The sequence below is a fragment of the Streptococcus sanguinis genome, from assembly GCF_900475275.1.
In the GTDB taxonomy this organism is placed as follows: Bacteria; Bacillota; Bacilli; order Lactobacillales; family Streptococcaceae; genus Streptococcus; species Streptococcus sanguinis_N.
Window position 1 is genome coordinate 1,087,210 of record NZ_LS483364.1, and the last position, 14,998, is coordinate 1,102,207.

Annotated in this window: 16 protein-coding genes; 15 read left to right on the forward strand and 1 reads right to left on the reverse strand. The window is 38.8% G+C overall.

Annotation, left to right across the window (positions count from 1 at the left end):
• The first annotated feature begins 2 nt into the window (after positions 1-2).
• Genes csm2 through csm6 (DQM55_RS05640) form a run of 6 tightly spaced genes read left to right on the forward strand, consistent with a single transcriptional unit; the run spans position 3 to position 5,479 of the window.
• Positions 3-392, forward strand: a complete 390-nt coding sequence (gene csm2 / locus DQM55_RS05615) for a type III-A CRISPR-associated protein Csm2 (protein ID WP_048771740.1) — start codon at positions 3-5, stop codon at positions 390-392.
• Positions 392-1,054, forward strand: coding sequence for a type III-A CRISPR-associated RAMP protein Csm3 (csm3, locus tag DQM55_RS05620; protein WP_111675763.1), 663 nt, complete (start codon positions 392-394; stop codon positions 1,052-1,054). Before csm2 ends, csm3 begins: the two co-directional genes overlap by 1 nt.
• 1 nt (position 1,055) lies before the next feature.
• Complete coding sequence (gene csm4 / locus DQM55_RS05625; RefSeq protein WP_111675764.1) at positions 1,056-1,955, forward strand: type III-A CRISPR-associated RAMP protein Csm4; 900 nt, start codon at positions 1,056-1,058, stop codon at positions 1,953-1,955.
• Position 1,956: 1 nt separating this feature from the next.
• A complete protein-coding gene (gene csm5 / locus DQM55_RS05630) occupies positions 1,957-3,036 on the forward strand; it encodes a type III-A CRISPR-associated RAMP protein Csm5 (protein ID WP_111675765.1) in 1,080 nt (359 codons plus the stop codon).
• Positions 3,033-4,202: a type III-A CRISPR-associated CARF protein Csm6 gene (csm6, locus tag DQM55_RS05635; protein ID WP_111675766.1), complete on the forward strand. Its 1,170-nt coding sequence runs from the start codon at positions 3,033-3,035 to the stop codon at positions 4,200-4,202. Before csm5 ends, csm6 (DQM55_RS05635) begins: the two co-directional genes overlap by 4 nt.
• On the forward strand, positions 4,199-5,479 hold the full coding sequence (gene csm6, locus DQM55_RS05640) for a type III-A CRISPR-associated CARF protein Csm6 (protein ID WP_111675767.1): 1,281 nt from the start codon (positions 4,199-4,201) through the stop codon (positions 5,477-5,479). Before csm6 (DQM55_RS05635) ends, csm6 (DQM55_RS05640) begins: the two co-directional genes overlap by 4 nt.
• 79 nt (positions 5,480-5,558) lie before the next feature.
• Here the strand turns inward: csm6 (DQM55_RS05640) and DQM55_RS05645 are convergent, their stop codons facing one another.
• Positions 5,559-6,467, reverse strand: coding sequence for a LysR family transcriptional regulator (locus DQM55_RS05645; RefSeq protein WP_002897493.1), 909 nt, complete (start codon positions 6,465-6,467; stop codon positions 5,559-5,561).
• 308 nt (positions 6,468-6,775) lie between these two features.
• Between DQM55_RS05645 and DQM55_RS05650 the strand changes: the two genes are divergently transcribed.
• From DQM55_RS05650 to DQM55_RS05690, 9 genes are all read left to right on the forward strand, one after another.
• A complete protein-coding gene (locus DQM55_RS05650) occupies positions 6,776-7,639 on the forward strand; it encodes a hypothetical protein (RefSeq protein WP_111675768.1) in 864 nt (287 codons plus the stop codon).
• Positions 7,640-7,844: 205 nt separating this feature from the next.
• A complete protein-coding gene (locus DQM55_RS05655; protein ID WP_111676928.1) occupies positions 7,845-8,651 on the forward strand; it encodes a dihydroorotate dehydrogenase electron transfer subunit in 807 nt (268 codons plus the stop codon).
• Between the two features lie 12 nt (positions 8,652-8,663).
• Positions 8,664-9,602 carry a dihydroorotate dehydrogenase gene (locus DQM55_RS05660; protein ID WP_111675769.1) on the forward strand — a complete coding sequence of 313 codons (939 nt, stop codon included), beginning with the start codon at positions 8,664-8,666 and terminating at the stop codon, positions 9,600-9,602.
• Between the two features lie 247 nt (positions 9,603-9,849).
• Entirely contained in the window at positions 9,850-10,542 is a 693-nt protein-coding gene (gene pyrF, locus DQM55_RS05665) for an orotidine-5'-phosphate decarboxylase (RefSeq protein ID WP_061585549.1), read from the forward strand.
• A 79-nt stretch (positions 10,543-10,621) separates the two neighbouring features.
• Positions 10,622-11,251: an orotate phosphoribosyltransferase gene (gene pyrE, locus DQM55_RS05670; RefSeq protein ID WP_111675770.1), complete on the forward strand. Its 630-nt coding sequence runs from the start codon at positions 10,622-10,624 to the stop codon at positions 11,249-11,251.
• Between the two features lie 111 nt (positions 11,252-11,362).
• Positions 11,363-12,901 (forward strand): glycosyltransferase family 39 protein, encoded by a 1,539-nt coding sequence (locus DQM55_RS05675; protein WP_111675771.1) that lies wholly within the window; start codon positions 11,363-11,365, stop codon positions 12,899-12,901.
• On the forward strand, positions 12,898-13,650 hold the full coding sequence (locus DQM55_RS05680) for a DUF4336 domain-containing protein (protein WP_111675772.1): 753 nt from the start codon (positions 12,898-12,900) through the stop codon (positions 13,648-13,650). The genes DQM55_RS05675 and DQM55_RS05680 overlap by 4 nt, the downstream gene beginning before the upstream one ends.
• Positions 13,651-13,714: 64 nt before the next feature.
• Positions 13,715-14,332, forward strand: coding sequence for a hypothetical protein (locus DQM55_RS05685; protein WP_231909454.1), 618 nt, complete (start codon positions 13,715-13,717; stop codon positions 14,330-14,332).
• A 10-nt stretch (positions 14,333-14,342) separates the two neighbouring features.
• Positions 14,343-14,996, forward strand: a complete 654-nt coding sequence (locus DQM55_RS05690; RefSeq protein WP_004191174.1) for a uracil-DNA glycosylase — start codon at positions 14,343-14,345, stop codon at positions 14,994-14,996.
• The last annotated feature ends 2 nt before the right edge of the window (positions 14,997-14,998 follow it).

Here is a 14,998-nt window from a genome sequence, read left to right on the forward strand (position 1 = left end):
AAATGGCAATTTTAACGGATGAAAATTATGTTGATAAGGCAGAAAAGGCAATATTACAATTAAGGAAGAAAAATGATGAATTTTTTTTGACTACAAGTCAAATTAGGAATATTTTATCACTTACAAGTAGCATTTCAGATAAAAGTAATGTTAGAAATTTTGAAGAGTTAAATTCTGATTTGTCGTATTTAAGAGTTAGACTAGTCTATCAATCACGCCGGAATGAGATAAGATTTAGAGGTGAGAAAATCTATCCAGTTGAAGATTTATTATTACAAAGTGATTTGCTAGAAGCTTTAAAGGAAGTTAAAGACAAAGTATCTCTGCAACGTTTTTGTCGCTATATGGAAGCCTTAGTTGCTTATTTCAAGTTTTATGGAGGTAAAGATTAATGACATACGCAAAAGTAAAAATTTCAGCTAATATTCACTTGAAGACTGGCTTACATATCGGCGCTAGCAATGCTTTTGCAGCCATTGGTGCAACTGATTCTCCTGTCATTAAAGATCCGATTACTAACTATCCAATTATTCCTGGGTCTAGCATTAAAGGAAAAATGAGAAGTCTGTTAGCTAAGGTTTACAATGAGACACTGGCTTCTTCACCTGAAGATGATGGAGACATTTTAAGTCGCCTCTTTGGTAATCATAGTTCAAAAAAATTTAGAATTGGTAGATTGATTTTTCGAGATGCATTTTTGATAAATGCTGACGAATTAGATAAAAAGGGTGCTAGAGGATATACTGAGGTTAAGTTTGAGAATACTATTGACCGCATTACAGCTGAGGCAAACCCGCGTCAAATTGAAAGAGCTATTCGAGAAAGTGTCTTTAATTTTGAACTGATTTATGAAATTACAGATGAGTCAGCCGAACAGGCAGAAGAAGATTTAAAAGTTATTGTTGATGGTCTAAAACTTTTAGAGTTGGACTATCTTGGAGGTTCTGGAAGCCGTGGGTATGGAAAAGTTTCTTTCGAAGATTTGCAACTTGAGACAGTCTTCGGAACTTATGATACTAGCAACTTGAATGAGTTATTGAAAACGGAGGTCTAAAATGGCCTATAAAATGTATCTCTTGAGCTTTCAGACTGCTCATTTCGGTACTGGTAAATTAGATAGTACTGCTTTTACTTTTACAGCTGATCGTTTATTTTCGGCGCTGTTTATTGAAGCTATTAAGATGGGCAAAGAAGAGGATTTTCTATCTTTAGTCCGACAGGATGATTTTGTGCTATCAGATGCATTCCCTTTTGTTGATATGCCATTTTTACCAAAACCAATCGGCTATCCTAAAATGGATAAATTACCTCAAATGAATGACCTTGTTGAGCTGAGAAAGCAAGCGAAAAAAACAAAAAAATTAAGTTACATCCGTTTAGATGATTTTGAAGCTTTTTTGAATGGAAAAGTATTAGATAATGAGGAGTTTGGAAAACTAAATATCGTTACCAAAAATCAGCCTTTTATGGATGGACATTTATTCCAGGTTAGAACAATTACTTATCAAGAGAATGTTTCTCTATACCTTATTGCTAAACAAAGTCAGCTTTTTGATGAACTTATGACTGCACTGCAATTTTCTGGACTGGGCGGAAAAAGAAGTTCTGGCTATGGAAGGTTTCATCTTGAAATAAAGGATGTACCAGAGAAACTGTCTAAACACTTAGCTTTTGAAGCTGTATCAAATGTTATGACACTAACAACAGCACTGCCAAATGATGATGATTTAGAAGAAGCTATTTGCAATGGACAGTACTTGTTGGCTAAATCAAGTGGCTTTGCCTTTAGCAACAGCTATCAAAGTAATTTTAGGAAGCAAGATTTCTACAAATTTAAAGCTGGCTCAACTTTTTCAAAATCATTTCGAGGGCAGATTGCTGATATAAGGCCGGTCAATTTCTCACATCCTGTCTGGAATTTTGCCAAACCGCTTTTTTATAAATTGGAGGTCTAGTATGAAACATGAATACAGAACATTTAAGCTGACTCTTCGTACTATGGCGCCACTACATATCGGAAGCGGAGAGAAGTATACTAGTCGCGAGTTTATTTATGAAAATGGAGCTTACTATTTTCCTGATATGGGAAAGTTTTACTCATCTATGGTTGAGAAAGGGTTATCAGATAAGTTTGAGTCTTTTCTGATGGAGCATGGTAAAGCATCTAGAAATAATCGATTAATTTCATTTGTAGAGGGAAATAGAATCAGGGAGCGAAATTTCGGTGGTTATAAAATCCAAGAGACAGGTTTTGAAAAAGATAAATCTACCAAGGGAACTATAAATGAAGTTTCTAAATATATCCGAGATGGATTTGGAAAGCCTTATATTCCAGGTAGTTCGTTAAAAGGCGCTATTCGAACTGTTTTGCTCAATGCGCATTCTCAGTGGGAAAAGACAAATTTTGTTTCAGAAAAAAAACGAGAAAATAAAAGAGTAGTTCCTTGGGGAGCAAAGAAGAATGAAAATTTTGATGACATCTTTAATGAAATCAGGATTAGTGACAGTCTCTCGTTGAAAATCAAGAACAGAGAATTTCAAAGTCAAGATTTGATACTAGCACAGAAATGGGATTATTCTGCTATCACAAAAAATGCTAAACCAATTCCTTTATATCGAGAATCTCTTCCCCCTCTTACGATTGCTGAATTTGTTATTACTACTACATCTGATAGAGCGGCGAAGATGATTGAACAGCTTGGTAATTTATCGTTTAAATTTTATAATAACTATAAAGCTTTTTTCTTGGAGGAGTTTGACGAAAAATATTATCAAAAAAATGTTCAGTATCCTCTTTATTTAGGATCTGGAAGTGGTGCTTGGACAAAAACAGTATTTAAGCAGGCTGACGGAATTCTACAAAAACGATATAGTAGAATGAAAACTAAAATGGTTCGTAAGGGCGTATTGAAATTAACCAAAGCTCCCAATCTAAAGTTCTGTGTCAATGGTGATACTAGAACTCTTGTTAGAAACACAGATAATTTTTACGAAATGGGAAAAGTGAATTTTATTATTCAGGAGGTTTCTAAATGAGAATTTTGATCTCTTCGGTGGGTGATACAGATCCTATTCGAGGTTTTCGCGATGGTGCTCTTCTTCATATAGCTAGGAAATACAGACCAGACAAAATCATTATCATTTATTCAGAAAGAACTGTTCTACGACATGATAGGATAGTAGCAGCTCTTCACTCTATTGAAGAATCTTATAGTCCTGAAATAGAGCAATACCCAACAATCATTAAGAATTCCGAAGTTTTTATTTTTGATAAGATGTATGAACAAATTGAGAGATTTCTAAATCCAGCATTTTTTAATAATACTGATGAATTTATTTTAAATTTATCTAGCGGGACGCCTCAGATTAAGTCTGCTCTATTTATTATTAATAGATTGAATGATATTAATGTAAAAGCTGTTCAAGTTCCTAGTCCGACTGGTTCTTCTAACGAGAGGTTAGAACATGATAATGAAGAAGATATTGATGAATTAATTGAGACAAACGAGGATAATAGTCCTAATTTTGAGGATAGGACGATAGAAGATAAATCAGAGAAGTTCAGACAAGCACTTTTAAAACGAACGGCTAAAAATTTGATTGAAAAATATGATTACAGAGCTGCCTTAGATGTTTTGAATAGCTTGATTTCTGATGATAATCTAAGAAAAGTTAAAGAAGAATTAAAGAATCTCGTGGATGCTCTGGATAGACAGGATATTCCCCAGAGACTAAAAAAGCGGAAGCTGGACGAAACTACTAAGCGAGTTTTAAATGCTTATCTGATTATTGATATTCAGAAAAAAAGAAGCAATGTTGGTGAAAGTTTTATCCGAATGAGATCGCTTTTAGAATTTATTGCTGAAGACTATATTAATAAAAATTATCCTCAAGAATTGAGGAATATTGAAAATTATTTTGATAGGAATTATATACTTTTTGGTGACTATATAACAATTTTAAAGAACAATCAAGAGTGGGAAATATTGAAGGAAATGAAACCGATTAGAGAGTTGACTTCCTCTAGAAATGCAATAGCGCATACTTTGGATTCCTTAAGTCCGGAAGATGTTAAGAAATTAAGCAGAGCACTGAAAGCTTTGAAGAAATTAATCTTAACCTACTATTCTTTTGATAAAAGTTTATTAGATTTCTATGAAAACACAAATGATAGATTGTTAGAAAGTTTGAATGCAAAATGAAAATTTTAATATCTGCAGTTGGGACGACAGATCCCATTATGAAGAATCACGATGGAGCTTTGCTGCATCTAACTCGAATATATCGTCCAGAAAAAATTGTTTTAATTTATAGCGAGGAGATGTTAGCTAAGAAGGAATGGATAGAAACGGCTCTTCAGTCTATTGAAGGCTATTCGCCAATCATTGTTGTCGATTCGACTATTTTAAAAAACGATGAAGTCTATATTTTTGATAAGATGTATGAAGAAATCACTCAGATTATTAAGCGTTATAAAAATGATGAAGATGAACTAATCTTAAATCTTTCTTCTGCGACTCCTCAAATAATTTCTGCGATGTTTGCTGCTAATCGAATCTATGATTATAATACTAGAGCTGTGCAAGTTGCGACTCCAGATAAATCAGCTAATCGACGTTTTGATCCAGCTTCCGGCCCTGATATTGAAGAATTAATTGATACAAATATAGATAATAGTAGTAGCTTTGAGAATCGTAGCTTAGAAGATAAATCTGAAAAGTTTAATCAGTCTTTGGTGAAACGCTACCTGAGACAACTTATCAAGCAGTATGATTATGCAGCAGCGCTTGCAATTCTGACGAAAAAAGATAACAAAATTCTGTCTAAAACAAAGCAAAAGAAAGTATGTGCTATTCTGGAAAATTTTGTTAATGTGTTTAGAAAACAATCACTGCTAGCAGATATTTCAAATCAAGATTTTAGTGCTCAAGAGGCTAAAGCAATCAACTACTTTTTAATGATTGATATTTTAAATCGTCGAGGACATATTGCTGATGTTTTGATAAAATCAAAATCTCTTGCCGAATTTCTTTTAGAAGAGCTTCTTCGTAAAGAGCATCCTAACCTCATTATCAGAACTGACAATTTACCTAGATTAAATCCAGAACACTCAGACTCTGATGAAATTATAACTTATATTGATTCTATTCTAAAGAAGGAGAGAAGTATTGAAAAAGAAGAGAGAATTTTTCAATACAATTCTGTTTTGAATCTGCTGTCATTTTATAATATTTTAGAGTTTTATAAAGAAGATGAGGATTTGATGGACAGTATCAAGGTTGTAAAAAGTTTCAATGGAGAGCGAAATAACCTTGCTCACGGTTTGATGGAGATTGATAGTCAGACTGTAAATAATAAAAGAATGCTGAAATTAATCAGAGCTTTGCAAGCAATGCTTCAGTATAATTACTCCTTTGATGTAGAATGGTTTAGTTATTTTGATAAGAAAAATGAATTTTTACTTGATCAGTTAAAATAAGCCAGCTTGTAATCAATTATGGTTCTTTAAACTGTAAAAAAACCCGCATCGGTTATCCCGATACGGGTTTAATCTATTATTATTTATCAAACTTCACTTCCTCAATCAGATACTCAATGAAGCGTTCTCCCATTTTGGATAGGCTGGCTTTTTCGTGCTGGATGTAGACCAGCTCAATCGGATCATCAATGTCCAGTGGGATTGACACGATATTATCTCCGTTGAGGTTGCTGTTGAGGATACCGGTTGCAATCGTGTAGCCATCCAGACCGATCAAAAGGTTAAAGAGGGTCGCACGGTCGCTGACCACGATAGATTTTTTATGGTGTTCCTGAGAGAGAATTTCCTCAGAAAAGTAGAAGGAGTTGTGAGTCCCTTGGTCATAGCTGAGGTAGGGGAAGTTTTCTAAGTCAGATAATTGAACCAGCTTTTTCTTGGCTAGCGGATTGGACTTGCTGACAAAGATATGGGGCTGAGCTGTAAAGAGATGAGTGGCAATCAGGTGATTGTCATCCAGCATCTTGGATAGGACATCGCGGTTGTAGCTATTGAGAAAGAGGACGCCGATTTCACTGCGGAAGTTTTTTACGTCGTCAATAATTTCCCAAGTCCGAGTTTCCCGCAAAAAGAGCTCGTATTTCTCCATATCGCTTTTTTTAAGCAGGGAAACAAAAGCATTGACCACAAAGGCATAGTGCTGGGCAGACACGCTAAAAAGCTCACGGTGGGCGACAGGGTTTTTGTATCGCTCCTCTAGAAGCTGCGTCTGCTCAACTACCTGCCGGGCATAGGAAAGAAACTCCATGCCGTCCTTGGTCAAGGTAATTCCCTTGGGATTGCGAATGAAAATCTCGATTCCCATTTCATTTTCCAAATCCCGCACAGCATTGGACAAACTAGGCTGTGTAATGAAAAGCTGCTTCGCAGCTTCGTTCATACTGCCAGTCTCGACGATTTTGATAATATAGTGTAACTGTTGAATTCTCATAGGACTATTTTATCACAAACTGAGTTGATTTTTCTAGTGATTGCTAGTTCTGAGGACAAACTTAACATATGTAAGAACTTCTATATGTTACTATGGGTATAGAATGGTAGAAGTAGATTTTCTCAATCTACTTGAATAACGATTTTTATAGGATTGGTTGCGTCTGGATTTTGATTTTTTGAAATAGCCGTGATAAAATAAAAGTTGGTTTCAGTCTATCAAATAGTTTTAATGAAATCTGTTTTTAATACTATCTATGTAGTCTAAACTAAATTTATAAGTTAGTAAGGTAATTAAATCAAGAAGTTATGAAAAAAGATGATGAATCATTCGAAGAAATATTTTCTGATATTTCCAAAGAGGAGAAAAAGAACAAGAATAAAAGGACTGCATTTATTGTCATAGGTTCTTTAGTTTACGGAGCACTTATTTTGACGGCTGTTGTTTTTTCATTTCTTCATTCGCAGAAACATTTAACTTCTCGAAAAACTAGTTCAACACAGGAAATAGTATCTTCTACAAGTTCTGATTCTGAACAAAATGAGGCAGAAATTTTTGCTAGAAAGTTGATAAGTGACGAAAAAGAATATCAATTTTCTTGGGAAGTTCAGGATTTTGATGGTTTAAGATTTGACAAAAATCTTGGAGGGACCAGTCTGGATGCGATAATCAACAGATATGGAAGGCCTGATTCGGGTGAAGGATGGATAGCCTTGAATTATGGGAAAGAAACTCCTCAAATTCGGTTGCGATGGCATAGTATCGAGCGTTATAAGTATGCTTATGTAAGCTTAGTTTTTGAAAAATTTAAAGATGAATACAAACTTATCTCTAAAGAATACTACAATTTAAATAGTTCTAAATTACCCATTGATACCGAAGCGAGCAGAGATTTCACTTGGACTCAAGCAGCGTTCGATAGTTTGCTTTTGGAAAATAAGGAAGGAAATTCTCAAACGGGTTCTACCTATGAAGAAATTATCAGTCTGTATGGACCACCGCAAAATCAAAATCTGTCAGCTGAAGATTATATTTCTAATTTAAAAGTTTCTTATGTGTCACCTAAGCCAGATGAAAGCAATATGAAGCTTAGGCAAGTTGATTTAGAGTTTATTAAGATAGATTCGGGCAACTGGTATCTTGTGAAAAAAGATTCTGTAAATTTGAACTAACACTAGATTTTATTTTCTGATGCATTATTTTTTTGTAGTCACCTTGACATTCCTCATCGCTAACGATATAATGTTTACAATTTAACCTTTAATTAAGTCCAGTGAGGCTGTAAGGTAGGAAAAACGGTATAAGAGGCAGTTGGCTGCCTTGTTTTTTGCGAAACCTTGCTGCGGCGAGGTTTTTCTTGTAGAAAGTGAGGTTGTCATGGTTAGTGACAGTTGTAAAAAGAGATTTGGCAAGATTATGCTGGAGCAGATGGAGCTGCTTGAGCAAGTAGAAATTGCGCCTAATATTTTTTCCATGATTCTAAAGGGACAAATGGTTGCTCAGATGCAGGCTGGGCAGTTTTTACATATTCGGGTACCAGATGAAAGCAAGCTTTTGCGCCGGCCTATCTCAATCGCAGAGATTGACCGAGACAATCTGACTTGTCGCATTATTTATCGGATAGAAGGCGGCGGGACGGCTATTTTTTCTCAACTGCCAGTTGGCTCGTTTCTTGATGTTATGGGACCTCAGGGAAATGGCTTTGATTTAAGTCCTGTAAGGGCAGATGACCGAGTTTTGATTATCGGTGGTGGGATTGGTGTCCCTCCCTTGCTTGAGGTTGCTAAAGAATTGCATACCAAGGGTGCACAAGTGACAGCTGTACTGGGATTCTCTGATAAATCTGCTGTTATTTTGGAAGCAGAAATGAAAAAATACGCTGATGTCATTGTCACGACGGATAATGGTTCCTATGGTCGCAAGGGCTATGTATCAGCGGTGGTAGATGAGATGACCCAAGACTATGCGGCTGTCTATTCCTGTGGAGCGCCAGCCATGCTCCAGTATGTCGATCGTAAGTTTCAGGACCATCCGCATGCTTATCTCTCCATGGAGTCTCGTATGGCTTGTGGTATGGGCGCTTGCTATGCCTGCGTCGTTCATGTGGCAGGTCAGGACGAGTCAGTCAATAAGCGGGTTTGTGAAGACGGGCCGGTCTTTGAGACGGGCACGATTATTGTCTAGGAGGGAAAAAGAATGAGTGACCAACGTTTAAGGGTTTCCTTGCCAGGCTTGGACCTAAAAAATCCTATTATTCCAGCCTCTGGCTGCTTTGGCTTCGGACAAGAGTATGCTAAGTACTATGATTTGGACCTGCTAGGCTCTATCATGATAAAGGCAACGACCTTAGAGCCTCGATTTGGCAATCCCACACCGCGGGTGGCAGAAACGCCAGCTGGTATGCTTAATGCTATTGGTTTGCAAAATCCTGGCGTTGAAGTTGTACTGACTGAAAAACTACCCTGGCTGGAAAAGCATTATCCCGGCCTGCCAATCATCGCTAATGTAGCGGGATTTTCCAATCAAGAGTATGCCACAGTGGCTGGGAAAATATCTCAAGCCCCTAATGTCAAGGCTATTGAGCTCAATATCTCCTGTCCTAATGTTGACCATGGAAATGCTGGGCTTTTGATTGGTCAAGTTCCAGAGTTGGCTTACGAAGCAACTAAGGCAGCAGTAGAGACTTCTGCTGTACCAGTCTATGTCAAATTAACTCCAAGCGTAGCAGACATTACTCAGGTAGCCAAGGCTGTTGAAGACGCTGGTGCTGCTGGTTTTACCATGATTAACACCTTAGTAGGTATGCGATTTAACTTGAAGTCGCGCAAGCCTATTATCGCTAATGGCACAGGGGGTATGTCGGGTCCGGCTGTCTTTCCGGTAGCGCTCAAGCTTATCCGTCAAGTGGCGCAGGCAAGCAAACTTCCCATTATTGGTATGGGGGGAGTTGATTCTGCGGAGGCTGCTCTGGAGATGTTTATAGCAGGTGCTTCAGCTATCGGGGTGGGCACTGCCAATTTCACGGATCCTTATGCCTGTCCGACCATCATTGAAGACTTGCCAAAGGTTATGGATAAATACGGCATCGAAAGTCTTGAAACTTTACGAAAAGAAGTTCGAGAGAATTTGCTTTAAAGTTACATTTTTGCTTGACAATCCTGCTGTGAAATTATAGAATGAACTAAATATAACCTTTAAAGAAGTCCAGAGAGGCTACTAAGGTACATACGTTTGAATGGCAACTACTGCCACATTTTCGTGTAACCTTGCTCTCGGGCAAGGTTTTTCTATGTCTCTGGGCCTAACGTGAAGGTTGGTTTTGAGATATAAATGACCAATGGACTTCTTTGAAGATAATAACTTAAAAGGAGATTTTCCCCTCATGCGTGAAGAACGGCCTATTATCGCCCTCGACTTTCCATCTTTTGACGATGTCAAAGATTTCTTGGAGCATTTTCCGGAAGATGAAAAACTCTATGTCAAAATCGGCATGGAATTCTTCTATGCCATCGGTCCAGAAATCGTTCATTATCTGAAAGGTCTTGGACACAGCATTTTCTTGGATCTGAAACTGCACGACATTCCCAATACAGTACGCTCAGCCATGTCTGTCTTAGGTACTTTTGGCATCGACATGGTGACGGTCCATGCAGCAGGCGGTGTAGAGATGATGAGCGAAGCTAAGAAGGTCTTGGGGGATAAGGCTAAGTTGGTTGCGGTGACCCAGCTGACCTCGACCAGCGAGGAAGATATGCGTGATTGCCAAAATATCCAGACTACGGTTCAGGAGTCTGTAGTCAATTACGCTCGGAAAGCTAAAGAAGCCGGTTTGGATGGCGTCGTTTGCTCAGCTCAAGAAGTTGAATTGATTAAGGCGGCAACTGCTGAAGACTTTCTCTGTGTGACGCCGGGTATTCGACCAGCTGGAGCAGAAATTGGCGACCAGAAACGGGTTATGACTCCGCAAGAAGCTCATCAAATCGGTAGTGATTATATTGTAGTAGGACGTCCGATTATTCAGGCTGAAAATCCTTGGGATGCCTACCACGAGATTAAGAAGCAGTGGAATAGCTAAGTAAGAACAAGAGATACGATTTAAATCGTTATACGAAATTAACAGCATCATAAAATTTCAATTTTATAAGGAGCAAAAAATGACTTTAGCAAAAGAGATTGCGCGTGATTTATTGAAAATCAAAGCTGTGTATTTGAAGCCAGAAGAGCCTTTTACGTGGGCGTCGGGCATCAAATCACCTATATATACGGACAACCGTGTGACCTTGGCCTATCCAGAGACTCGGACCTTGATCGAGGATGGTTTTGTCGAAAAGATTCGGGCGGAATTTCCAGATGTAGAAGTCATTGCTGGAACTGCGACAGCAGGCATTCCTCATGGAGCCATTATCGCGGATAAGATGAACCTGCCATTTGCCTATATCCGCAGCAAACCAAAAGATCACGGAGCGGGCAATCAAATCGAAGGTCGCGTAGCGCCTGGGCAGAAGATGGTTGTCATTGAGGATTTAATCTCAACTGGCGGTTCGGTCTTGGATGCGATTGCTGCAGCGAAACGAGAAGGTGCGGATGTGATTGGAGCAGCAGCCATCTTTACCTATGAGCTGCCAAAAGCAGAAAAGAACTTCAATGAAGCGGGTGTGAAATTAGTAACCCTTTCTAACTACACTGAGCTAATCACTCTGGCCGAAGCTGAGGGGTATGTCAGTCCTGAGGGTTTGGACTTGCTTGAGAAATTTAAGCATGACCAAGAAAATTGGCATGCCTAGACCGAATAGAAATAAAATGATCTGACTCTTATTCAGGTCATTTTTCAGTAAAACGTCCTTGTCTTACCTTTAAAAATGGCTTAAAGTCTCGGCATTTGGTATAATAGAGCTATGTCTAAGATTTATCATCTATCCTTTTCGATATTACAGAAAGTTATGCTGATTACGGCTGTTCATTGGTTTCTGATTGCCATCTGGCATGTTGCAGAGCTGAATAGTATAGCTATAATTGCCTTTGCTGGCTTGGCTTATCTGGCCTATCGCTATCGGCATTTGCTAGAAAAAGCTTATCATTGGCTGATGAAGCATAAACTTCTTATTATGCTAGCTGCCTTTATTTTTCAGCTGATTATGCTCTTTTCAGCAGAACTTTTGATTAGGCGGGATGCAGCAGTTGTCTTTACAGGGGCTTTCAAAACTCTGAAAGAAAGCTCCATTTCCAGCTATCTGACCCGCAACCCTAACAATGTCTCACTCTTTCTCTACGAGCGTTTTTTCTTTAACGTATTTGGGGAATCTGGTCTATGGGTCATGCAGGCCTTGAATATTGTTTATACTAACGTAACGGCCTTGATTCTCTATAAGGGCTGCCAAAAGTATTTTTCCCAAAAGGCTGCAGATGCTGTCTTTAGTTTATATGTGCTCTTACTGGGATTCTCTCCTTATTTCTTTTCAATGTATACCGATATTCCGCCTCTGCCTTTCATTAGTCTGCAGATTTTCCTAGTTCTGGGATTGCTAAAGGGAGAGGAAACCAGTAGACAGCTGGTTTGGCGCAGTATTTTGCTTGGGCTGATGACTAGTCTGGCTTTCTTCTTTAGACCAACAGTAATGATTCTGCTGATAGCTGTCTTTGGAGTCCTCTTTTTCAAAAAGAATTGGAAGAAGTTCTTTCTAGCATTAGTCGTTTTTGCTTGCAGTTTTGCGATTAGTTACGCCCCGCTGCATTACTGGTCCAAGCATCAGACGGAAGTGCCGATTATGAAGGGAGAGGGACTAGCAAAAGGTCCCCTGCTCTTTATCAATCTAGGTCTGACCTTTAATGGCCACAATCAGGAAGATATGAAAGAAGGGCTCTTGCAGTACATTGAGCCCGATAAGCAGTATGACTATAACAATGGCATGTTTGCCAAGGAATATGTTATCAAGGAAATCAAGCGGCGCTTAAGTGAATATAATCCTTTGACTTTAGCTCATCATCTCTTCCACAAGCAGTCTCTGACTGTAGCAGAAGGTGATTTGGGCTGGCTCTACCGCAGTGTTGAAAATGAAAAGACGCCTTATATATCGCCTTTTTACCAAGATACGAAGGATAATCCTTTAACTCAGTTTGTCCGTGACTTCTTCCTGAACACTGACAAGTCAGAATTTGTCTATTTCTCGCTGTCCAAGCAGGTGGTCTGGATTGTCATGGCGGCAGGACTTGTCTTTGCCCTTTGGAAATATCGCTCCAGTGATGAGCTGAATTTTCTAACCTTAGCTGTTTTTGGTGGCCTGCTCTTTCTGCAGATTTTCGAGGGAGGGAAGACGCGTTATCTGATTCAGTTTTTGCCACAGATTCTAATTCTGTCTGCCCTAGGATTAGCCCAGTATCCTCAAGCCCTAGGGAAGTTTCGCTTTTGGACTAGAAAGAAGGAGTCTTTAGAATGAAAAGACCTGTTCCTATCTATGAACCGCTTTATAGCTTGAAGTCTATTGCCGAGAATATCTGGATTGTTGACGGTGATTTGATTGAGATGGATGCAGTGGTGACAAAGTTGCCTTTTTCTACCCGCATGACTGTTATCAAGTTAGCAAATGGTCAGCTCTGGTGCCATTCACCAATTCAGCCAAATCAAGCCTTGTTTGACCAGTTGGATGTTTTGGGACCAGTTGCACATCTTGTTTCGCCTAATAAGATTCACTATGCCTATATAGCTGACTGGAAGAAGCGTTATCCTGAGGCAATTGCTTGGTCTAGCCCAGGAGTGGAAGAGAGAGCAGCCAAGCAGAAAATACCAGTCTCTTTTAATGAAAAACTGACAGATGAGGCTCCAGAAGCTTGGGCAGGTCAGATAGATCAGTTGGTTTTCAAGGGAAGTACTTATATTGAGGAAGTTGTCTTTTTTCATAAGGACAGTCAAACCTTGATTTTGACAGATTTGATTGAGAATTTTGAAACAAAACATTTTCCAAGTCAGATTCGCGGCAAGGCTTATAAATTAGTTCGAGTTGCAGCTCCGGATGGCCAGACACCTATTGACTACCGCATGACCTTTATCGGTCATCAAAAAGAAGCCAATGAATGTCTAGAGCAGATGCTGGCTTGGCAACCGGAGAAAATCATACTAGCCCACGGTTCTTGTTTTCTGGAAAATGGCAGAGCAGAACTCAGAAGAGCACTTAGGTGGATAAAATAGGAAAAAAGTATTTATTGCCTTGTTTCAAGGAGGATATCTCTAAAATTTTATGATAAAGAGAAGCTTGTTTTTTAATTTTATATACAAAATCGTTTTTCTTATGTTTCTGATTTTGCTGACCGTTTTTGTTTTTTCTTATTTGATTCATAATGGAAGTGGATATGTACGGGAAGAAGCGAGTAAGAGTGAGAGAAAAAGTGCTTATGTAGGGGTCGCTGGTGGAATTATTATTTCTGGTTTCGCTTTTGTTCGATTTCTTGAATTAACTGAGCATATCAGCAGGCATAGAAAATATCTTAAAATAATGACGGAGGAATTATCTCCAACTCCTGATTTTGAAACAATAGAAGAAGAGGTCGACTTTCACGACAAAGAATTAAAGCTTTTGATTTATAAGAATTGCCTCATTACTTATCATAACTATTTCTGTTTTAGGAAGATTGATTCTCAAATTTGGCAGATTTTCTTGAATAAATATCAGAAATATAGTCGATACAAGGGCAAGAAAAACAAGTCTCTTTTGCCGCCGAAGTTCTTCCTTATTGTCAGAAATATAGATTATAGAGAACAGTTTATGCCATTTAGATACAAAGAGAAAAATTGGAGTCGCTTTAGTTCTTATCTAGCCGACCATTATCCGGCCATAGAGCTAGATGAACAAGTTCGTGAAATTGAGACGTAAGGAGACATATATGCAGCATTCAGCTTGGCACGCTTTGATTAAGGAGCAATTGCCGGAAGGTTATTTTGCAAAAATCAATCATTTTTTAGATGAAGTGTATGCTTCGGGGACCATTTACCCACCTCGGGAAAAGGTTTTTAATGCGATTCAGACGACAGATTTAGCAGATGTTAAGGTGGTTATTTTGGGGCAGGATCCCTACCACGGACCAAGACAGGCACAAGGCTTAAGTTTTTCGGTGCCTGATGACATTCCAGCTCCGCCTTCTTTGCAGAATATTCTCAAAGAACTGGCTGATGATATCGGTGTGAAAGAGTCGCATGATTTGACTTCCTGGGCTCAGCAAGGTGTTCTCTTGCTAAATGCTGGTCTGACAGTGCCTGCTGGTCAGGCCAATGCGCATGCTGGCTTAATCTGGGAGCCTTTTACTGATGCTATTATCAAGGTAGCTAATGAGAAGACCGATCCAGTTGTCTTTATCCTCTGGGGTTCTTACGCCCGCAAGAAAAAAGCCCTGATTAGCAATTCTCAACATTTGATAATCGAGTCAGCTCACCCAAGTCCGCTGTCCGCTTACCGTGGTTTCTTTGGTAGTAAACCTTTTTCTCGTACCAATGATTTTTTAGTAGCTAAGGGCTTGGAGCCTATCGATTGGTTAGCTTAGGA